This window comes from Pedococcus sp. 5OH_020 (assembly GCF_027812955.1).
Lineage (GTDB): Bacteria > Actinomycetota > Actinomycetes > Actinomycetales > Dermatophilaceae > Pedococcus.
Genome location: NZ_JAPYZV010000010.1, coordinates 101,267 through 122,017, shown reverse-complemented (window position 1 = coordinate 122,017; position 20,751 = coordinate 101,267). Strand labels below are relative to the sequence as shown.

The following is a 20,751-nucleotide window of genomic DNA, read 5'->3' as shown; positions in this document are numbered from 1 at the left end:
TGCCATGCGTGAGTCGACTCCTGCTCCTGGACGGTCATTCCCTTGCCTACCGGGCCTTCTTCGCGCTGCCCGCGGAGAACTTCTCCACGAGCACCGGCCAGCACACGAACGCCGTCTACGGGTTCACCTCCATGCTGATCAACGTCCTTCGCGACGAGCAGCCGACCCACATCGCGGTGGCCTTCGACATCTCCCGGCAGACGTTCCGTAACGACGAGTACGCCGAGTACAAGGCGGGCAGGTCCGCCACGCCCAACGAGTTCAAGGGCCAGGTCTCGCTGCTGCACGAGGTGCTGGACGCGCTGAAGATCCGGTATGTGGAGGTCGACGGCTACGAGGCCGACGACGTCCTCGCGACCCTGACGACGCAGGCCGCCGAGGACGAGATGGAGGTACTCATCTGCTCCGGCGACCGCGACTCCTTCCAGCTCGTCGACGAGCGCACGACCGTCCTCTATCCCGTCAAGGGTGTGTCTGAGCTGGCGCGCATGACGCCGGCCGCGGTGGAGGCCAAGTACGGCGTGCCGCCCGAGCGGTACTCCGACCTGGCGGCGCTGGTCGGGGAGTCGTCCGACAACCTGCCCGGCGTGCCCGGCGTCGGCCCGAAGACTGCGGCGAAGTGGCTGGGACAGTACGGCGACCTCACCGGGGTGGTCGCCCACGTGGACCAGATCAAGGGCAAGGCGGGGGAGTCGCTGCGCGAGCACCTGGACTCCGTCCTGCGTAACCGCAGGCTCAACCAGCTCGTCCGCGACCTGCCTCTGCCCGTGAGCATCGCCGATCTCGAGCGCCAGAACTGGGACCGCGAACAGGTCCACACCGTGTTCGACAGCCTGGAGTTCCGGGTCCTGCGCGACCGGCTCTTCGAGTACCTCGAGGCCCCCCAGGAGGAGGCGGAGCACGGCTTCGACTTCGACGGCGCCGTGCTGGAGCCCGGAGAGGTCGCCGGCTGGCTGGAGAAGTACGCCCCGCCCGGGGTGCGCGTGGGCGTGCACCTGGTCGGCCACTGGGGGCGCGGGACGGGTGACGCCACAGCCCTCGGCCTCGCCACCGAGGGTGATGCCGCCGCCTACCTCGACCTCACCACCCTCGACCCGGCTGGGGAGGCCGCGGTGGGCGACTGGTTGGCCGCAGCCGACCGGCCCAAGGTCCTCCACGACGCCAAGGGACCGCTCCTCGCCCTGGCGGCGCGCGGCTGGGATGTGTCCGGCCTGGCCACCGACACTGCTCTGGCCGCCTACCTGGTGCGGCCGGACCAGCGATCGTACGACCTGTCGGATCTCGTGCTGCGCCACCTTGGCCGCGAGCTGCGCGCCGAGACCGAGGAGTCGGGCCAGGGCCTGCTCGAGTTCGCCGACGAGGGCAACGCCGGCGCGCAGGACGCGATGGTGCGGGCCAGAGCGGTGCTCGACCTGGCGACGTCGCTCGCGGGCCAGCTCGAGGCGACCGGCGGCAGCTCTCTCCAGCAGGACGTCGAGCTGCCGCTGGAACAGGTCCTCGCCGGCATGGAGCGGACCGGGATCGCCGCCGACGTCGACCAGCTGACCGAGCTGGAGGCCGACTTCGCCGCGGCGGTCCGTGAGGCGCAGGGCGACGCGTACGACGCCATCGGAGGCGACCAGATCAACCTCGGGTCGCCCAAACAGCTCCAGGTGGTGCTCTTTGAGACCCTGGGCCTGCCGAAGACGCGTCGGACCAAGACCGGCTACACCACAGACGCCGACGCGTTGAACGACCTCTACGCCAGGACCGAGCACCCCTTCCTGGAGGCGCTGCTGCGGCATCGGGACGCCTCGCGGCTGCGGGTCACCGTCGAGGGTCTCATCAAGTCCGTGGCCGACGACGGCCGCATCCACACCACCTACCAGCAGACCATCGCCGCGACCGGCCGGCTCTCCTCCACGGACCCGAACCTCCAGAACATCCCCATCCGCACTGACGAGGGCCGCCGGATCCGCCAGGTGTTCGTCGTGGGCGAGGGCTACGAGTCCCTCATGTCGGCCGACTACAGCCAGATCGAGATGCGCATCATGGCACACCTGTCCGGTGACGCAGGGCTGATCGAGGCGTTCCGGACGGGTGAGGACCTGCATCGCTTCGTCGGCTCCAGGGTCTTCTCGGTGGACCCGCAGGACGTCACCGCTGCCATGCGCTCGAAGGTGAAGGCCATGTCGTACGGGCTGGCCTACGGGCTTTCCGCGTTCGGCCTGTCCAAGCAGCTGACGATCTCGACAGGCGAGGCGCAAGGTCTGATGGAGGAGTACTTCTCCCGCTTCGGCGGCGTGAAGGCGTATCTCGAAGAGGTCGTGGCGCAGGCCAGGGGCACCGGCTACACCGAGACCATGCTGGGCCGGCGGCGCTACCTCCCGGACCTGACGTCGGACAACCGGCAGCGCCGCGAGATGGCCGAGCGGATGGCGCTCAACGCCCCGATCCAAGGTTCGGCCGCGGACATCATCAAGGTGGCGATGCTCCGCGTCGACGCCGCCCTGCGGGCGTCAGGAGCACGGTCACGTCAGCTGCTCCAGGTCCACGACGAGCTGGTGCTGGAGATCGCGCCGGGAGAGCGCGACCACGTGGAGGCGGTGGTGCGTGCCGAGATGGGCGGGGCCGTGGAGCTGGACGTCCCACTCGATGTGAGTGTCGGCGTCGGCCGCTCCTGGCACGACGCGGCCCACTGAGGACCTCCGTCTGTGACGTGACGCACGCGGCCAGGTCGACTGCACTCGCCCGCCTGGCCGCTGTGCCATAGTGCGGGCATGCGTATGCCGGGGAAGGGTCGTCGTCCACTGCTGCTCCTGGCAGCTGGATCCGTGGTTGCACTGGGGGCGTGCTCCACTCAGAGTGGACTGACCAGCCGCGCGGAGCAGGAGCGCGTCTCCTCACCCGGCTCGCTGAGCAAGGCCTGCACCGACGCGCTCTGCAAGGGCGAGCGCAACGGTGCGGCCTTCGAGATCAGGCTGCCCGCCAAGTGGAACGGCACCCTGCTCCTGTGGTCGCACGGCTACCGCGCAGCCGACGCGGTCCCTGCCGACCCGACCGACCCCAGCAGCACCCAGCAGCCCGTGCGCAGCGCCGAGGTCGCCGGGGCCGACCAGGTCGCCGAGGCGCTGCTCGACAAGGGCTATGCCCTGGCCGGATCGGCCAACAAGACCAACGGCTGGGCCGTCCTGGACAGCGTCGCGGCGAACGAGGACCTCTACTCCTACTTCAAGGGCACCTTCGGGACCCCCAACCGGGTGTACGTCTGGGGCGCCTCGCTGGGCGGCCTCTCGACCCAGGTGCTCGCCGAGAAGCATCCCGAGTGGGTGTCCGGCTCAGCGCCTCTGTGCGCGCCCCTCGCGGGGACGAACCTCAACCTCGACCTGGCGCTGGACGTGGCCTACGGCGTGAAGACCCTGTTCGACCCGAGCCTCAAGCTGAACGGCTTCGCCTCGAACCAGGAGGCGGTCGCCGCCTGGGAGCACGCCGCCGACACCCTCGTCGCGGCCGCACGCAAGGGCAGCCCCGACGCCATCGCGGGTCTGCTCACCCTCAAGGCCATCACCGGCGCGCCGGACAAGACCAAGGACCAGGACGGCAGCACCACCACGTCGACAGGGACCGCGATCGTCGAGAGCGTCCTCAACGCCCTCGGCTACGCCACCTTCGGGCGCTACGAGCTGGAGCAGCGGGTCGGCGGCAACCCCTCCGGCAACGAGGGTGTCGACTACGGCTCCCGCCTGAGCACCGACGACCGCAGGCTGATCGAGACCGCGGCCCCGGGGAAGCTCGACGGCATCGTGACGAAGCTGGCGCGCGGCCGGCGGGTCAGCCCGGACGCGGCTGCGCGTGCGAAGGCTGACCAGCTCGGGAACCCCACCGGCAGGATCTCCGTGCCGACGCTGACCATGCACACGGTGGCGGACCCGCTGGTCCTCGCGGCCAACGAGAACGTCTACGGCCAGCGGGTCGACGCCTCGCGCTCGAGCTCGGAGCTGGCCGGCTTCCTCACCAGGCCTCCGTTGAAGTACAAGGACGCTCCGTATGGCGCGGGGCACTGCAACTTCACCCTGGAGGAAGCCGTCGGTGTCGTCGACCTGCTCGACGGCTGGGTCCGGAACGGGACCTACCCCGCGTCCGGGGCGATCGCGGCGGAGCTCGGCTTCTCCCTCGACGGCGGTGACGGCTCGAACACCCCCAAGGCTATCGACGAAGGCGCCGCCACCACCGGGTACGCACCCAGCGAGCTGCCCCCGGCGTGGCCCAACCCGCAGGCGAAGATCACGTCCTGAGCTCTGCGACCGGCCTAGCGACGGACCGGGTCGAGGGACGAGCTCAGATCGGCAGCCGGCGAAAGACGGCGCGCGGCAGGTGCCGCAGGACCGACATGACCAGGCGCAGCGCGCCCGGCACCCAGACCGTCCGGGTGCCGCCGCCGACCGCGGCGACAACGGCCTCAGCCACGTCACTGGCATCCACCGACAGCGGCGCGGGGCCCAGTCCGGCGGTCATCGACGTCCGGACGAAACCGGGCCGTACGACGACGACCTCCACGCCGGTCCCCGCGAGGTCGTCGCCGAGGCCGGTCGCGAACGCGTCGAGCCCAGCCTTGGTGGCCCCGTACAGGTAGTTGGACCGCCGGGGCCGTTCGCCGGCGACCGAGGAGAGCACGACCATGGTTCCGTGGCCCTGTGCGCGCAACCGGGCCGCCGAGGCAGTCAGCGCGGACACCGCACCCGTGAAGTTCGTCGTGACGACCGCCGCGGCCGCATCCGGCGCTGCCGCCGTTGCCGCATCCGGCAGGACCCCGAAGGCCAGCAGCACCACGTCGACGTCGCCGTCGGCGAAAGCCTCCGCCACCACCGCCTCGTGCTCGTCGGGTCGGGTGGCGTCGAAGTCCAGGGCGCGCACCACCCCGCGTCGCCCCACTTCCGAGGTGGCCTTCTGCACGGCCGCGTCGCGCCTGGGGCCGGGACGTCCGGCGAGGACGACCCGGTCCAGACGGCCACGTCGGGCCAGTGCGGCCACCGTGGCCTGAGCGATGTCCGAGGATGCACCGAGCACGAGAACGGACTGAGGTGAGCGAAGAGCGTCTAGCACAGGTGCAGCCTTCGAGAGAGGTCGGACACGAAGAGGTGGTGCGGGTCGAGGAGCGCGCGCTCCTGTCGCCAGTGGTCGAGGTCCGGGTACATCGCGGGCAGCAGCTCGGGACGCATGCGGCTGTCCTTGGCGAGGTAGAGGCGGCCCCCGTACGACGCGACCAGCTCGTCGGCCCGGTCCAGGACCGGTCCCAGCTGCGGTGAGGCCGGCACGTCGGTCGCCAGCGTCCAGCCGGCGGTCGGGAACGACAGGGGCAGCCCCGAGGAGGGCCCGAAGCGCTTGAGGACGGCGAGGAAGCCGGGGACGCGTTCGCGCGAGAAGAGCTCGAGGACGGCGCGCAGGCACTGCGGGTCGGCGACCGCGAACTGGTGCTGCAGGAAGCCGGGCCGGCCGTACATCCGGTTCCAGCCGCGGACCACGTCGAGCGGGTGGAAGAACGAGGCGATGGATTCCGTCGTGACGCGGGGACGAGCCGGGGCCGCGCGGAAGTAGGCCTCGTTGAACGCCCGCATGGTCGTCGGGGACAGCAGTGCCGACGGGACCCACGGCGGCGCCGGGAGGGAACGGCCGGGGGAGTAGGCGATCGACGACGCCGGCTCCCCTGCGGTCGAGTGGCCACCTCCGACCGGGACGCCACCCCTCGGGGCCTCACCGCTGGTCGTGTGGTCTCCCGCGGTGAGCACCGCGCGGCCCAGGCCCGAGCCTTTGGCCAGCGTGTCGAGCCACGCGACGGTGTAGCGGTGGGTGCGGTCGGCCTCCTGCAGTGCGCTCATCGTGGCGTCGAGGTCCGCCGTCCGCGTCGTGCGCACCGTGAGGGTCGCCGAGGAGATCGGCCGGAGCCGCAGCGTGACCTTGGTGACGATCCCCGACAGGCCCATCCCCCCGACGACGGCCCCATAGGCCGGGTCGCCGGGGCTCACGGTCCGTACCTCGCCGGTCCCGTCGACGAGCTGCAGCCGCACGACGTGTCGCCCCACGCTGCCTTCGCGGTGGTGGTTCTTGCCGTGGACGTCGGCGGCCACGGCCCCGCCCAGAGTGACGTGCCCCGTGCCGGGCGTGACGGGCACGAACCATCCTCGGGGAACGACGTGCCGCAGGAGCTCCGCGATGCTGACGCCGGAGCCGACCTCCACCGTGCCGTCCGGCTGGACGTCGCCGATGGCGGTCAGCCGGTCGGTACGCACAACGCGTCCGCCGGCGTTGAGCGCCGCGTCACCGTAGGACCGCCCAAGCCCGCGGGCCAGGATCCCGCGCGGCAGGCCACCGGCGGCCGCGGAGCGGACGAGGGCAGCGACCGCTGCCGTCGACTCCTCGTGGCTCACCAACGCCGGGCTGGTGTTGGCCCGCCCCCAACCGCTGAGGCGCTGCGTGCCGGTGTTCACAGCAGCACGCCGAGTGAGAACGTCGCGAGCCAGGCGAGCCCCAACACCTGCAGGGTGCCGTCGCGGCGCACGACCTGCTCCGGCTCCTCCACCCGGCCGAGGTCGCTGTCGAGGCCGTAGCGCATCACGGCCAGCACGAACGGTGCGACGCTGATCGCGGACCAGGTGCCGCCCCGATGCCCGGCGCCCACCTCGAAGGCCCAGAGGCAGTAGCCCGTGATGGTGACCCCGGCACTGATGCCGAGAACCATGCGCAGGTAGGACAGCGGGTAGTACGTCAGGCTGCGGCGGACGACGGCGCTGGCGTGCTGTGCCGCGATGAGCTCGGAGAGCCGCTTCCCCGCGACCATGAAGAGCGACCCGAACGCCGTGACGATGAGGAACCACTGTGACAGCGGCAGCCCGGTGGCCAGGCCGCCCCCGACGGCCCGCAGCAGGAACCCTCCGGAGACGAGCCCGAGCTCCAGGACCGGGCGGTGCTTCAGCCACACGCTGTACGAGACGGTCAGGACGAGATAGCCCAGTACGACCAGACGGAACGCCGGTGGGCCGGTGACCGCCACGGCGGCGACCGCAAGGACGGCCGCGAGGGCGAGGGCCGCCCAGGGCGGTACTGCGCCCGAGGCGACGGGCCGGCCGCGCTTGGTCGGGTGCTGGGCGTCGGCCTCCCGGTCCATGACGTCGTTGACGCAGTATGTCGCGCTGCTGGCCAGGCAGAACGCGACGAGCGCGAGGAGCGTGCGGACCGCGGTGGTGCCGTGGAGGATGGTGCCGGCGGCGAGAGGAGCCGCGCCCACGAGGACGTTCTTGATCCACTGGCGCGGGCGCATGAGTCGTACGCCCCCGCGGATCACGCCCGTCACCCTAGCGGGTGGCATAGGGTCCGACCGGTGAGCGTGCGACGAGGGACCGGCGCTGCCCGGCACGTCGGCGCGGTGGCCCTCGGGACGGCGATCCTCACGGCCGGGGTGGTGCTGGGACCGGCGTTGCGGCCGGGGTACGTGCTGGTCGGGGACATGGTCTTCGTGCCTCGCCTGCCGTTCACGTCCGCCCTGGTGGGCCTGTCCGCACAGACGCCCCGGGCCGTGCCGTCGGACGCCGTCGTGGCCCTCCTCAGCTCGTTCCTCCCTGGCCAGGTCGTCCAGAAGCTGCTCCTGCTCGGCATCCTGGTGGCGGCCGGGACCGGGGCTGCGATCGCCGTCCGGACGGGGGCGCTCGGGTCGGCCGCAGCGGCCGTCGCAGCGATCTGGAACCCGTACGTCGCCGAGCGGCTGGCCGCAGGCCAGTGGGCGGTCCTGGTCGGGTACGCGGCCCTGCCGTGGGTCGTGCGCGGAGCGTGGCGGTGGGCCGCCTCCACGCGTCAGGGCGGCGTGACGCGGGACGCGGGACGCTGGTCGGGCGTCGCAGTCCCGGTGGTCCTGGGTTCCCTCGGCGGCGCGCCAGGCTGGCTCTTGGTGGCTGTGGCTGCCTTCGCGGGGTGCGCCCTCGCGACGCGGGGGCGGCTGCTCGCGGTGCGGCCCGGGCTGGTCGCCGGGTTGGTCGCGGTGATGGCACTGCCGTGGGCGGTGCCGGCCCTGACCCGACCCGGCGGCACCGTGGCGGACGCTGCCGGCGCGGTGTTCGCGCCACGAGCCGACACGCCACTGGGCGTGGTGGGCAGCCTGCTCACCGGCGGCGGTATCTGGAACGACGCCGTCGTACCGGCGGGCCGGGACAGCTGGGTGGGTGCGACAGGCGCCCTGCTGGTCCTGCTCGTCGGTGTGGCGGGTCTCCTGCGGCCGCCTGTGGGTCACGCCGCGAGTGAAGGCGCGGGCGACGACACGGGCGACGGCCGTGGTGGCGTGGCAGCCGCGGCGCTCCTCGCGGGGGTTCTGGGCATGGTGATCGCACTGGTCACCGTGCCGAGCAGCCTCGCCCACGCCGTCGTAGGTGTCCCTGCCGGCGCCCTGCTGCGTGACGGCGCCCGGCAGGTCGGTCCCTGGGTCGTCGCCGTCAGTATCGGTGTGGGGCTGGCGGTCGACGCCGCAGCACGACGCCGCGGGCCGTGGCGCACCGTCGGCGGTGTCGGGCTGGCGGCCGTGGTGGCCCTGCTGCCCGTGGCGGCGTTGCCCTCGGCCGCGGCAGGCTTGTGGGGCCGCCTGAACGCGGTGCAGTACCCCCAGGGGTACGCGGAGCTGGCCGCCAGGATGGACGCCCAGCGGTCGCTTGCCCGGCAGACCGGCGCTCCCGTCGGGGCCACAGTGGTGCTGCCGTTCGAGGCCTACCGCCGGTACCCGTGGAACCGCGACCGTCCGGCTCTGGACCCCCTACCGCGGTGGCTGCCGACGCGGGTGGTGGCGAGCTCCGACCTGGTGGTGCGCCGTGATGACGGGCGCGCGGTCCGCGTCCGCGGGGAGGACCCGTTCGCAGCGGCGACGCGGCAGGCCCTCATGCAGCACGACCCGACGACGGCGCTCGCGGCGCTCGGCGTGCGATGGGTCGTCGTCGACCAGTCAGGGGCTCCGGTCCCGCGGGGTCTCGTGGAGCGCTGGGCCAGCCAGAGCCTGCGGCTCTTCGAGGTCCCGCAGGTGGACGACGCTGCGGCGCGCGACCCGGACCGTCGATGGCGCCCCAAGGCCACTGCGGTGCTGGTCGCCGACGCGCTGGCCGTACTGGTCGTCGTGGCGACGGTCGTGGCGCCCATCGGGGCATCGGGCGTGTCCGCGCGCCGCTTCTGTGGGGCCGCTCGGGCTGGCCGCCGAGGCCTCCGCCGCGCCGGCCTTATGCGCACCCGGCGGGAGGGCCCTGGTGATACTCTTCGGTAACGTCTGGCGGGCAGTGCTGCACTGTGCCGCTCCCGGCAGTCCTGGAGGTATCGAGCGGCATGCGCATCGCTGTCACGGCTGTGGTGGCCGCTGTCCTTGGACTGCTGTCCAGCTATGGCGTGTACCAGGCCGCCCAGCCGCCGGTGAAGCAGAGCCAGGCACCGCTGTACGACTACGGCACCAGCCGCTGAGGCAGTCGACCTGAGCCGCTGGTCGGCCTGAGGCACGAGCCGTCGTCCGTGAGCTCGGCGACCAGCTCGTCGAAGCGCGCAATGGCCTCTGCCCAGGTGAACCGGCCGGCGAACGCCATGGCGGCCGCCCCCATCTCCTCGCGAGCCCTGACGTCTCGGAGGAGCCCGCGGGTGAGCTCGGTGAAGTGCTCGACGTCGTCCTGGCGAGCCAGCACGCCCGTGAGGCCGTCCATGATCGACTCGGCAACCCCGCCCGCGCCTTGGAAGGCCACGCTCGGTGTCTCGTGCAGCCCGGCCTCCACGACGACGAGGCCCCATCCCTCCTTCAGGGACGGCACCAGCGAGACCCAGCTCCCGGCATACAGGCGATGGCGCTCCTGAGCACTGACGAACCCTGCCATCTGCACGAAGTGGCCGATCCCGCGTGACGCGATCTCACCGCGCAGCTCGTCCTCCCACCACCCACGCCCGGCGACGACGAGCCGAAGGTCCGGGAACTCGGGCCGAAGCCGCTCCGCGACCTCCAGCGCCAGCTCGACCCGCTTGTGCGGGACGAGCCGCCCGAGGACGAGCAGCTGGGGGTGCGGGGTGCGTGGCACGTCGTGCGGCGGTGGCGGGATGACGCCGTTGTGCACGACCCGGATCCGATCGGCGGCGATGCCGAGCTCGACCAGCTCGTCACGGCTCACGTCCGAGACGGTGACGTAGGGACGACTCCGGTTGAGCCACGGTGCCAGCCGGGACTCGAGCCACCAGCCGAGGCGGGCCACCGGTGCGGGGAACACGACCGGCCACTGCTCCCGATGGACGTGGTGGACGAGCACCACATGCGGGACCCGAGGTGCCCACAGGGCGGCCAGGAACGGGAAGCCGTTCTGGGTCTCGATGATGAGGTCCGGCCGGGCCACCTTGCGCAGCAGCACCGTGAGCGCCGCCCGGGGGTACACGCCGAGCCGTCCACCGGCACGCCGGACCTCCACGCCGCTGGGCCGCGTCTCCGCCGCCGCAGACCCGGCATAGCGTGCGGTGAGCAGCGTCACCCGGTGGCCCCGGTGGGCCAGGCCGTCGGCGATGCGCTCGGCGTAGACCTCGGAGCCACCACCGTCGGGGTGGCCCGTGTCTCGCCAGTTCAGGATCAGCACGTGGCGTGCCGAGGTAGTGCGGGGGCTCACCGTAGTCGCGCGGTCCTTCGTCGTCGGAGGTCGCGTTATCCTACCTGCCGGTAGCACGCCAGAAGTCATCGGAGACGCCCGCAGTGACAGCAGCAGCCTCGCAGACTGCGAGCACCCCCCTCGCGCCCCCGGGCTCGCTGCGGCGGTCGGTGCAGCTCTTCCGTGCCTTCCGGCTCGAGCAGAGCCGTCCAGAGGTCTTCTACGGCCTACTGGCGCGGGACTCCGTGCGGGAGGTCGGTCGCTTCCTGGACCTGGACGGCGCGACCGTCGTGGACGTCGGAGGGGGACCCGGCTACTTCGCCCGGGCCTTCGAGAGCGCGGGGGCTCGCTATGCGGCGCTCGATGCGGACGCCGGCGAGCTCGGGGCTGTGGGCGAGCCGGGGGCCAACACGGTGCAGGGGAGCGGGATGCTGCTGCCCCTGGCCACCGACGCGGTGGACCTCAGCTACTCCAGCAACGTCCTGGAGCACGTGCGCGACCCCTACGCGATGGCGGCGGAGATGGTCCGCGTCACGCGGCCCGGCGGAATCGTGTTCCTGTCCTGGACCACCTGGTTCTCGCCGTGGGGTGGCCACGAGACCGCGCCGTGGCACTACCTGGGCGGCCGGTACGCGGCGGACCGGTTCGCGCGGTCCCGCGGGCGCCGTCCCAAGAACGACTTCGGCCGGTCCCTCTTCGCCACCCACGCGGGCCGGCTGGTTCGCTGGGCACGCACGACCAGTGACGCCGAGGTCGTCGCCGTCTTCCCCAGATACCACCCGCGGTGGGCCCACTGGGTCGCGAAGGTACCTATCCTTCGCGAGGTGGCGGTCTGGAACCTCGTGATCGTCCTGCGGGTGCACTGACGTGGCCGCGATGACCGAGCCCGCTCGGGCCGCGTCTCCTCCGCGGCAGCTCTCACGTCCCGACGGGCCGGCACCGGGCGGCTCGGCGTCGTTCATCTGGACCGTGCGGCAGGTGGTGGTCTGTGCCCTGCTGACCGCCTTCGCCCTGGGGTCCTCGAGCGGAGCGACGGTGGCCGACACCAAGCTGGACCTCGTGGTCGACCCCGTCGGGTTCCTCCAGCGTGCGCTGCACCTCTGGGACCCACTGGGTGCGTCCGGCCAGCTCCAGAACCAGGCGTACGGGTACCTGTTCCCGATGGGGCCCTTCTTCGCGCTGGGCCACCTGGCCGGAGCGCCGGCCTGGGTGGTTCAGCGGCTGTGGTGGTCGGTGGTGCTCTGCGTGGGGTTCACCGGAGTCGTGGCCCTCGCACGGCGGCTGCGGGTCGGGTCCCCCGCCGGACAGCTCCTGGCAGGCGCGGCGTTCGCCGTGTCGCCGCACCTCCTCACCGTCCTCGGCCCGGTGTCCGCAGAGGCGTGGCCGATGGCGCTGGCCCCTTGGGTCCTCGTCCCGCTCGTCTCGGATGCCGCTGCGACGCGCTCCGCGCGCCGGACCGCATTCCTGTCCGGCGTGCCCGTGCTGTGCATGGGCGGCGTCAACGCCACCCTGGTCCTGGCCGCTGTGGTGCCTGCCATGGCGTGGTTCGCCACGAGGCGCCTCGACCGGGCGCTCGCGGCGCTGGCGGGGTGGTGGGCGCTGGCTGTCCTGCTGGCCTGCTCGTGGTGGCTGGTGCCCCTGCTGTTGCTCGGCCGCTTCAGCCCGCCGTTCCTGGGCTACATCGAGAGTGCGTCGGTGACGACGAGCACCACCAACCTGGTCGAGGTGCTTCGCGGGACGCACGACTGGATCGGGTACCTCTCGGCGTCCGGGTCGACCGCAGGGGCGATGCTGCTCACGTCCCCGGTGCTCGTGCTGCTCACCGGAGCCGTGGCCGCGGCCGGGGTCGCAGGACTCTTCCTCCCGGCGATGCCGCACCGCCGCTGGCTGCTCGCGAGCCTGGCCGCCGGAGTCGTCCTGGTGACTCTCGGTCACGTGGGGAGTGTGGACGGGTTCGGCTCCCAGACGCTGCGCGCCGCCCTGGACGGTGCGCTGGCGCCGCTGCGCAACGTCCATAAGTTCGACGTCGCCGTTCGGCTGCCACTGGTGCTCGGGCTCGCCGCCTTGGTGGACGCCTTGGGCCGAGGCCGCAGCGTGGCCGAGACCCGCGCCACGCGCGCGCTCGTCTTCGTCGCCGCGCTCTTCGCAGTCCTCGGCGCCGCGGTACCGCTGCTGTCCATGAAGGCGGCACCGGCCCAGGGGTTCAGTGCGGTGCCGGGGTACTGGAGCGACGCGGCACGCTGGCTGGACCACGCCGACGCCACGGGCCGCACGCTCCTGGCCCCTGGTTCGCGCTTCGGCGTCTACGACTGGGGGAACACCAACGACGAGCCGCTGCAGCCGCTCGCCAGGCAGCCGTGGGACGTCCGCAACACCATCCCTCTCACCACGACGGGCCACATCCGCTGGCTGGACTCCGTGGAACATGCCTTCTCGGCCGGTCGAGGCGGCCCCGGGCTTGTGACGGCCCTCAAGCGAGGCGGCGTGCGGTACGTGCTGGTCCGCAACGACCTGGACTACGGGGCGGTCGGAGCGACGAGCCCCGTGCTGGTGCACCAGGCCCTCGAGGCCTCGGCGGACGTCGTCCGGGTCGCGACCTTCGGTCCCACCGTCGGCTCGCGCGGCAGTGTGACGCTCGCCTACGACCAGTTCCTCAACGTGCCGTACCCCGCCCTCGAGGTCTTCGAGATCCGGGGTGGCGGCGACAGCCGCGTGACCGTCACGCCGCGGTCGCAGGTCCAGCAGGTGCAGGGTGGTAGCGAGTCGCTCGTGGCGCTCCAGGACGCCGGACAGCTGGGCAGCGGAGCGGCGCTGCTGACCTCCTCGGGCACCGTGCTGACCGACACACCGCGGCGTCGCGAGACCAGCTTCGCCGGGGGCGCGGCCAACGAGTCGGCGACCCTCTCTGCGACGGACCCACTCCGGATCGACAAGCCGAGCCGCGACTACGACGCCGGTGAGGTGGCGCCTGCCGAGGCGCGCCTCGATGGTGTCCGCGCGGTCGAGGCCTCCTCCTCGGCAGCCGATGCCGACGCCGTACCGTCGGTCGACCAGTCCGCGATGCCCTACTCGGCCATCGACGGCAGCCCCCGGACCGCCTGGCGTCCCAACCCGGGGCTTCCCGTCGCACAGCAGTGGCTCTCGGTGGACTTCGGTCGGGTCGTGGACCTCTCGAGGACCCACCTGACGGTTGTGCCGGGGTCGCAGCTGCGCAGCGTCACCGTGAAGGTGGCCGGCCGGTCCGCGACGACGCGTCTCGACGGCGCCACGTCCGTGGACCTGCGCGTCCCCGTCGCTCGTGCGGCCGGCCTACGGCTCCAGCTGGGGGACCGGGTCGCAGGCGCGGACCTCGACGCGCCGCTGGGCGTGAGCGAGCTCGCCGTCCCGGGCGTGACAGTGAGCCGGACTGTGGTGCTGGCCCCGTCGACCACACCGGTCGCGCTCCGCGCGGTGGTGCTCACGACGTCCGGGCGTCGGGACTCGTGTGTGTCCACATCGGCCCGGACGCTGTGCGCCACCGGCCGCTCCACCGCCGGCGAGGATGCCGCCGGCCTCGACCGGACGTTCACCTCACCGACGTCGCAGCGGTATGCCGTGCAGGCGACCGTGGTGCCCACGCCTGGCGCTCCCCTCGACCGGCTCCTGCGGAGGGCAGCCGGTGGGCCGGTCAGCGCTACGGGGTCCTCGGCGGCCGTCCCGGATCCCGGGGGTTCCGCCGCGTCCGCCGTCGACGGTGACCTCGGGACCGCCTGGGTCGCCGACCCGGCCGACGCCCGCCCATCGCTGGAGCTCCGCTGGCACGGCGCCCGGAGGATCTCCCACCTGCGGCTCGTCCTCGATCCCGCAGTCGCCGCCACGGCGCCCACCGAGGTCACCATCACCAGTCCGGCCGGCAACCGGGTGGTTGCGGTGGGCGCCGACGGGGAGGTGCTCTTCGACACGCTCGCCACGGACCGCCTCACCATGCTGGTTCGGGCTCCGACCCTGGCCTCCAGCTACGACCCCGCGCAGCGGCGGCTGGTGCATCTCGGCGTGGGGGTCAGCGAGGTGGAGATCCCCCGGGTGACGCACACAGCCACCGCGGCAGCGCTCGACGCCGTCCGTTCCCGTCCCGTGCATCTCGGCTGCGGGCAGGGCCCTGGCCTGTTCCTCGACGACCAGGCCTTCGCCACGCGCGTGGACACCACTGTGGACGCCCTGCGCCGACTGCAGCCGATGGTTGCGCAGCCGTGCGGTCTGGCGTCGCTGACCGTGCAGCAGGGCACCCACCGGGTGCGGCTCCCCGGCACGCAGACGTGGACCCCGGACGGAGTGGTGCTGGCCGCCACCGAGTCTCCCGAGAGTGCGCCGACGGCCGATCCGCCCACACCAGAGGTGCGGACGGGTCGCTGGGACCCCACCCACCGGGCCGTCACGGTGGGACCGCGCCGCGAGGAGACTGTGCTCACGGTGCACGAGAACGCGAACGAGGGCTGGCACGCCACGGTGGCGGGCCGTGAGCTGCGCCGAGTCACGGTCGACGGCTGGCAGCAGGGGTATGTCGTGCCCGGCGGCACCTCCACCGCGGTGGTCCACCTGGACTTCGCACCCGACCGGCTGATGCGCTCGGGGCTGGCGCTCGGCCTCCTCGCCGCGTTCGCGCTGCTGCTCGGCGCGGTCGTTCCGGGTCGACGCGGCGGCTCACCTCGAGCGGTCACGCCCCGCGTCGGTACGGGGCCGTCACCGGCCGTGGTGGGGCTGGTCGTGCTCGCTGCCGCCGGCGGCTGGGTCGGACTCGCGGTCGGTGCAGCGGCGGCGCTGGCGTGGTCCGTCGCTTCCCGGCACGCGAGGGCCGCAGCGTCCCTGCCGTGGCTCGCCGCCGGGTGCTACCTGGCGGCCGTGGTCAGGCTCGCCGTCGACCCGTGGGGATCCACGAGCTATGCGGCCGGCTCGGCACCCGCTCAGACGCTGTGCCTCCTGGCGTTGGGCCTCGGGTTCGCGGTACCCGTGGGTACCGGTGCTTCGAGCGCTGCGAGGGGTACCTGTGCTCCGACGGGTGCCGGTGCGTCGAGCGCGGCCTCGCCGGAGACGGGCGGAAGCGCGCAGAGCGGCTGACCACCTCGCCGACTCTCCCCCTGGGACTCGCCTCGGCGGTGGCCGAGGCGGATGAACGGTCGCTCGAGGAACCGGAAGCTCACGGCCGCCAGCGCGGCGGAGCCGACGACTGTCAGCGGGAACACCTGGACGACCTGCCCGGAGAACACCGGATATCCCAGTACGCGCATCACCCACGTCAGTACCAGCAGGTGGTACAGGAACATGCCGTACGAGATGTCGCCCAGGTATCGTAGGGGGCGGTTCGCCAGCACCACCATCGTGAGGGGTGACCGGCCGAACACCGCCGGCCACACCAGCGACGTCCCGACGACGCCGTACAGCAGCGCCTTGGTGACCGCTTGGCCGGCGGTGTCCGCGGTGAGGGAGCGGGGTCCCGCCACCGGCGTCATCGCGGCGAGCAGGGCCGCCGCCGTCACGGCCCAGCACGTGAACGGGTACCGACCCAGCGCCTCGGCCCGCCACCAGCGTGACTCCTGGTCCGGGGCGTGGGCGTCGAGGTGCACGCGGACCACGGCCAGGGCCATACCGGCGGCGAACCACCCGAGGTATGCCGGGAGCCAGAACCCTCCCATGACCTGGTGCGCTCCTGCGTGGAGCCAGATCTGCCAGCCGACCGGTACCGCGCCGAGCGCCGCGCACGCCGCCAGGGCGGTCGGCGCGGACCAGGCCCGCCGCAACCACCACGCCACGGCCAGCCCGAACAAGGGCAGGGCCGCGTAGAACGAGGCCTCGGTCGCCAGGCTCCAGGTCTGGGTCAGTCCCTCGCGGAACCACCCGAAGCGGTAGATCTGCAGGAGCAGGGCGTGACGCACCCAGTCCAGGGCCGTGACGTGCTGCTGTTGGGGCACGAGCACCAGGCACAGGACGACGGCCAGCCAGTACGCGGGCAGGATGCGCAGCGCTCTGCGGACGGCGTAGCGCTGGAGCGAGGGAGTGTGCCGCTGCGGGACGGCCGCGGAGAGCAGCCAGGGGCGGAAGAGCAGGAAGCCGCTGATGACGAAGAACACGGCGACGCCGCTGTCCATCCGAGCCAGGAAGGCCGCACCGAAGCCGTGGCCGTACCGGCCGGTCCAGTAGCCGGCGTGGGTCAGCACGACCGCGACCACCGCGACGGCACGCAGCCCGTCGAGGGCCGGGAAGGCGCCGTGGTCCGCGCCGGCGTCGGGGCCGGGACGCCCGCGGTTCATCGGGACCCTCCCGCGGCGGGCACGGCGGTGCCCACCGTGACGTCGTCGGTGCACAGCGTGCCCGCGTCCTGGAGGGCGGAGACGGTCACCTGATCGACAGCGCCGTCGACCAGCAGGTACACCGAGCCGAGGCCGGCGTGGAACGGCACGGTGGTGCGGTGGCCGCCGACCGTCACGACGGCGGTCGTCGACGTCGTGCTCAGGTAGCCGATGCGCAGGGTCCAGCGGAACGGAAGGGTGCGCTTCTGCAGAGGGATGGTGACCGCCCTGGCCCCGAGCCTCCAGCCGCAGCTCTTCGCCGGGCCCTTGCGAGCCGAGATGCCCTCGACGGCTGCCCGCTGCAGGCGCCCCTCCGAGTCGAGCATCCACAACGCGTCGGCGGCTGGGCCGCTCGCCAGAGTGCGAGGCGCCTCGGGCAGCGGCGAGAGCAGCCGGCCGACGCCGGCGTACGGACCGAGGAGGGCCCACGCCACCTTCTGGGGGACGTAGCCCTCCGCGAGGACCACGTCGCCGTCCGCCCGCGCGAGCTCGGCACTGGCGGTGCGGACCCAGGGCCTGGCCGGGTTGTCGTGCCAGAACTCGTCGTAGGCCACCGTGCTCCAGGTGGCACTGAGGACCAGCCCCGACGTCGCCACTGCAGCGACGCCACCGGTCGTGGGCCGGGGCAGCTCGGCCAGCTGGTCGCGCACCGGGGAGGACGCAAACCACCTGCGGACGGTCTCCCGCGGCGCCAGGGTGGTGGCGGGTCCGAGCCGCCACCGTCCGGCGAGAGGGACGGTCGCCAGTCCCAGTCCGAGGGCCGCGACGAGGGCGAGGTCGGTGACGTAGCGGTACTCGTCGCCGATGACGGGGCCGATGATGGCCGCCCTGCTGAAGGCCAGGACGACGAGGTTCAGCATCCCGTAGCCGGTCGCCAGCACCCAGCCACGCCAGGCGTCGCGGTGGAGCAGGCAACTCCCCACCACCACCGCGACCGCCAGCACGAGGGCCACCCCGCACGCGAAGGGGCTCGGGTCGGCCAGCGCCCCCGCGTAGCCGATCCGGACCCAGGTCCAGGGGCCGCCGAGCAGTGCCGGAACCACGCCGCGCACGAGCGACTCCAGCCCCAGCTGTACGAGGGCCGAGCCCTGTCCCGGGTGCCGGGCGGGCGAGGGGACATGAGTCACGTAGTACCCGAGGTAGGGCAGGGCAACGACGGCGTAGCCGAGCCACACGACGCGGTGCCGGCTGAGCGCTACCCGGATGCGGCCCCGGGCCGGGCCGGTGGTGAAGAAGAGCACCGTGAGGCCCGCGACCAGCGGCAGGAGGAGCAGAGTCTTCTCCGAGAAGAGCAGGCCGCCGACCAGGGCCAGGGGTCCCAGCAGCCCCTGTCGCACTCGTCCGGTGCGCAGGTAGGCGGTGTGCGCCAGGAGCGCGGCCACCATCGCCAGCTGCTGCGGTACCTGGTTCACGGCGGCCGCCCACCATGTGGTGCCGGGCAGCGTCAGCGGGCTCAGCACGAGTACGGCGAACGGTAGGAGCACCAGCGGGGACGCGCCGAAGAGGCGGCGCAGCAGGGTGTAGAACAGCCCTCCGAGGACCGCCTGGAGGGCCACGGTCACGACGACCACAGCCCCGTAGTGGAAGGGCATCGTCCAGGTCAGCACCCAGACCCACAGGTAGGCGCCGGGCATGAGATGGCTGTTGTACGGCTCCAGGAGGTAGTCCGGGTCGAGCGCCGAGTGTCCGGCCGCCTTGGCCATGAAGGTGAAGTCGTCGAGGTAGTAGTACCCGCGCCACGCCACCCAGCCCCGCGTCGCCAGCCCGACCACGAGCACGGCGCCGACGCTCAGTGAGACCCAGCGGGCGGGCTGACGTCGTGGTGGTGCGGACGGTGCTGGTGGGTCCACCTGCTCGGTGGGCCCGGCGGCGTCTGCCGGGTCCAGGATCGGGTCGGCCGCCGTCATCGCACCACCTCGACGAGGTAGCGCGTGTACACCCAGTGACCGCCGTACATCGGCTCGTCCCAGGCGGCGACCACGCGGGCGCCAGGATTGACCGCGGCGTCGACGTCGGCCCGCGAGAGGCGGTACATGTCCATGGGGGCGGGGTAGCGGAGCAGCCGCCGTTGCAGGAAGCGCATCGCTGTCCGGGGCAGCACTCGCGTGAGCACACCCTTCACGCTGAGGTCGGGCCGAGTCGCGACCTGCACGGCGACGACCCCGCCCGGCCGGACGACGCGGACCAGCTCGGACAGGTACGTCCGCGCATGGGGCGTGGGGATGTGCTGGAGGACGAGGGAGGAGTAGGCAAGGTCGAAGCTGTCGCTGGGGAAGATGGCGAGACCGGGGCCCTCGTGGTGCACGAGCTGGCAGCGGTGCTCGGGGTCCAGGTCACGCGCCCTCGACAGCATCGGCTCGGAGAAGTCGACGCCGACCACCGCGTCGAAGTGGTCGCGCAGCGCCTGGGTCAGCCGCCCGGCCCCGCAGCCGAAGTCGAGGGCCGACGCGCTCCCAGGAGCGAGACCCAGTCGACGCACCTGCTCCAGCACGTCGGCGACCTCAGCGCGACCGGTGGCGAGGAACTCGTCCGGGTCCCAGGAGTCGTGCCGCCCCTCGGGCGTGACGAGCACGGCCCACAGGGGGTCCCTCTCGCCGAGGGTCGTCCAGTCGGACTGCGTCCGGTCGAGATCCATCGAGCTCCTCTGTGCAGCCGCGCCCAGCCGCCAGCGCCCCCTGGCGACACGGGACGGCGACACGCGCCGACAACGCGGTCCGGCGAGACAACGTTACGGCGGAGGAAGGCTACTCCCTGGTACGTTTTGCCGAACACCTGTGGACACCGCCGTCGACGACTCGCGTGACGGCACCCTGCTGAAAGGCTGCACGCGTGAAGCGCTCGCTGGGCTTGGTCCTGTTCGGACTGGGCGTCCTCCTCCTGGTGATGGCGCCCGTGGTGAGGTTCGCGGTCGCCCCAGCCCTGGTCCGCGCGCCCCTGGACATCAACGTGACGCTGAAGGCGGGCGGTACCGGCTTCCAGTACCTCGACGCGAAGGCGGGAGGCGTCGTTCCCATCACCGTCGACATCACGCGGCACCTGCGCGGCGACGTCGCGGCGGGAAACCATGACGTGGCGGTGTACGACGAGACGCTGTGCCTGACACGGGACGACGACAACCAGCACCCGGGGTGCCTGCGTGACGACGACCGGATCGTGGCCAACTACCAGGACCGCATCGCGTTCGACCGGGTCTCCGGGTATGCCGTGACGGGCAGGAAGTGCGGCGAGTCGGGGGCGCAGGAGTGCAAGGCCTCCGTGGACGGCGAGCCGGTGGCTCACAGGGGTCTGGGCTACAAGTTCCCGATGTTCACCGGCAAGACGGACTACCAGTACTTCGACACCGTGTCCAAGCACGCCTGGCCGATCGAGTTCAAGGGCGTCGAGAAGCGGGAGGGCCTGGAGGTCTACAAGTTCGTCCAGACGATCACCGATGCTCCGGCGATGACCTCGGGCATCTTTCCCTCGCTCTACAGCAACGTGCGCACCCTGTGGGTGGAGCCGAGGACCGGCGTCATCATCCACGGCCAGGAGCAGATCGACCAGCGGCTGACCGGTCTGGCGACCACGGAGCCCGGCTCGGACATGCGTGACCCGGCGTTGGCCGGCAAGACTGCGCTCAAGGGCACGCTGGCCTTCACCCAGGCGGCGGACAGGCTGCAGGCCGGACTCGCGCGCGACGGCATCAAGTCGATCACCGGGATCACCATGATCGTGCCCCTGGCGGCTCTGCTCCTGGGGATCATCCTTGCCGGCTTCGGGATCTTCCTGGCCCGCGGCGCGGACGAGCGTCGGGCACGCGCCCGGCTGTGATCCGAGGC

The 20,751-nt window shown here is 72.4% G+C and carries 13 protein-coding genes and 1 pseudogene; 7 read left to right on the top strand and 7 right to left on the bottom strand.

The annotated features are described in order from the left end of the window. Positions 1-8 precede the first annotated feature (8 nt). Together polA and PHA84_RS17650 are read left to right on the top strand one after the other, a co-directional pair. Positions 9-2,681 carry a DNA polymerase I gene (polA, locus tag PHA84_RS17655; RefSeq protein WP_270889456.1) on the top strand — a complete coding sequence of 891 codons (2,673 nt, stop codon included), beginning with the start codon at positions 9-11 and terminating at the stop codon, positions 2,679-2,681. A 78-nt stretch (positions 2,682-2,759) separates the two neighbouring features. Beyond that, the gene (locus PHA84_RS17650; RefSeq protein WP_270889455.1) at positions 2,760-4,274 is read left to right on the top strand and encodes a hypothetical protein; all 1,515 of its coding nucleotides are present in this window, start codon (positions 2,760-2,762) and stop codon (positions 4,272-4,274) included. Positions 4,275-4,317: 43 nt separating this feature from the next. Here the strand turns inward: PHA84_RS17650 and PHA84_RS17645 are convergent, their stop codons facing one another. From PHA84_RS17645 to PHA84_RS17635, 3 genes are read right to left on the bottom strand one after another with little or no spacing between them, the layout of a single operon-like run. Next, the gene (locus PHA84_RS17645) at positions 4,318-5,046 is read right to left on the bottom strand and encodes an SDR family NAD(P)-dependent oxidoreductase (protein ID WP_270889454.1); all 729 of its coding nucleotides are present in this window, start codon (positions 5,044-5,046) and stop codon (positions 4,318-4,320) included. 29 nt (positions 5,047-5,075) lie between these two features. Then, entirely contained in the window at positions 5,076-6,464 is a 1,389-nt protein-coding gene (locus tag PHA84_RS17640) for an FAD-binding oxidoreductase (protein ID WP_270889453.1), read from the bottom strand. Then, on the bottom strand, positions 6,461-7,342 hold the full coding sequence (locus PHA84_RS17635; protein WP_270889452.1) for a decaprenyl-phosphate phosphoribosyltransferase: 882 nt from the start codon (positions 7,340-7,342) through the stop codon (positions 6,461-6,463). Before PHA84_RS17635 ends, PHA84_RS17640 begins: the two co-directional genes overlap by 4 nt. Before the next feature lie 12 nt (positions 7,343-7,354). Between PHA84_RS17635 and PHA84_RS17630 the strand changes: the two genes are divergently transcribed. Together PHA84_RS17630 and PHA84_RS17625 are read left to right on the top strand one after the other, a co-directional pair. Next, positions 7,355-9,268: a hypothetical protein gene (locus tag PHA84_RS17630; RefSeq protein ID WP_270889451.1), complete on the top strand. Its 1,914-nt coding sequence runs from the start codon at positions 7,355-7,357 to the stop codon at positions 9,266-9,268. 59 nt (positions 9,269-9,327) lie between these two features. Continuing rightward, positions 9,328-9,459 (top strand): hypothetical protein, encoded by a 132-nt coding sequence (locus PHA84_RS17625; protein ID WP_270889450.1) that lies wholly within the window; start codon positions 9,328-9,330, stop codon positions 9,457-9,459. Here the strand turns inward: PHA84_RS17625 and PHA84_RS17620 are convergent. After that, entirely contained in the window at positions 9,441-10,631 is a 1,191-nt protein-coding gene (locus tag PHA84_RS17620) for a glycosyltransferase family 4 protein (RefSeq protein WP_270889449.1), read from the bottom strand. The two genes, PHA84_RS17625 and PHA84_RS17620, sit on opposite strands and share 19 nt — an antisense overlap. Positions 10,632-10,714: 83 nt before the next feature. Between PHA84_RS17620 and PHA84_RS17615 the strand changes: the two genes are divergently transcribed. Together PHA84_RS17615 and PHA84_RS17610 are read left to right on the top strand one after the other, a co-directional pair. Continuing rightward, positions 10,715-11,476 (top strand): class I SAM-dependent methyltransferase, encoded by a 762-nt coding sequence (locus tag PHA84_RS17615; RefSeq protein ID WP_270889448.1) that lies wholly within the window; start codon positions 10,715-10,717, stop codon positions 11,474-11,476. A 10-nt stretch (positions 11,477-11,486) separates the two neighbouring features. Continuing rightward, positions 11,487-14,570: pseudogene (locus tag PHA84_RS17610) on the top strand (alpha-(1->3)-arabinofuranosyltransferase domain-containing protein); the annotation flags it as partial. Positions 14,571-15,550: 980 nt separating this feature from the next. Here the strand turns inward: PHA84_RS17610 and PHA84_RS17605 are convergent. Genes PHA84_RS17605 through PHA84_RS17595 form a run of 3 tightly spaced genes read right to left on the bottom strand, consistent with a single transcriptional unit; the run spans position 15,551 to position 19,568 of the window. Beyond that, positions 15,551-16,894 (bottom strand): acyltransferase family protein, encoded by a 1,344-nt coding sequence (locus PHA84_RS17605; RefSeq protein ID WP_270889447.1) that lies wholly within the window; start codon positions 16,892-16,894, stop codon positions 15,551-15,553. Next, a complete protein-coding gene (locus PHA84_RS17600; protein ID WP_270889446.1) occupies positions 16,891-18,840 on the bottom strand; it encodes a hypothetical protein in 1,950 nt (649 codons plus the stop codon). The genes PHA84_RS17605 and PHA84_RS17600 overlap by 4 nt, the downstream gene beginning before the upstream one ends. Further along, entirely contained in the window at positions 18,837-19,568 is a 732-nt protein-coding gene (locus PHA84_RS17595) for a class I SAM-dependent methyltransferase (protein WP_270889445.1), read from the bottom strand. Before PHA84_RS17595 ends, PHA84_RS17600 begins: the two co-directional genes overlap by 4 nt. Before the next feature lie 194 nt (positions 19,569-19,762). On the opposite strand from PHA84_RS17595, the gene PHA84_RS17590 reads away from it, so the two are divergent. Further along, positions 19,763-20,743 (top strand): DUF3068 domain-containing protein, encoded by a 981-nt coding sequence (locus PHA84_RS17590; RefSeq protein WP_270889444.1) that lies wholly within the window; start codon positions 19,763-19,765, stop codon positions 20,741-20,743. Positions 20,744-20,751 lie beyond the last annotated feature (8 nt).

What these genes read in the sequence shown, in the direction of transcription:
- PHA84_RS17650 (WP_270889455.1), top strand. Translation starts at nt 2,760, where the DNA reads ATGCGTATGCCGGGGAAGGGTCGTCGTCCACTGCTGCTCCTGGCAGCT.
- PHA84_RS17635 (WP_270889452.1), bottom strand. Translation starts at nt 7,342, where the DNA reads ATGCCACCCGCTAGGGTGACGGGCGTGATCCGCGGGGGCGTACGACTC.
- PHA84_RS17625 (WP_270889450.1), top strand. Translation starts at nt 9,328, where the DNA reads ATGCGCATCGCTGTCACGGCTGTGGTGGCCGCTGTCCTTGGACTGCTG.
- PHA84_RS17605 (WP_270889447.1), bottom strand. Translation starts at nt 16,894, where the DNA reads ATGAACCGCGGGCGTCCCGGCCCCGACGCCGGCGCGGACCACGGCGCC.
- PHA84_RS17600 (WP_270889446.1), bottom strand. Translation starts at nt 18,840, where the DNA reads ATGACGGCGGCCGACCCGATCCTGGACCCGGCAGACGCCGCCGGGCCC.
- PHA84_RS17595 (WP_270889445.1), bottom strand. Translation starts at nt 19,568, where the DNA reads ATGGATCTCGACCGGACGCAGTCCGACTGGACGACCCTCGGCGAGAGG.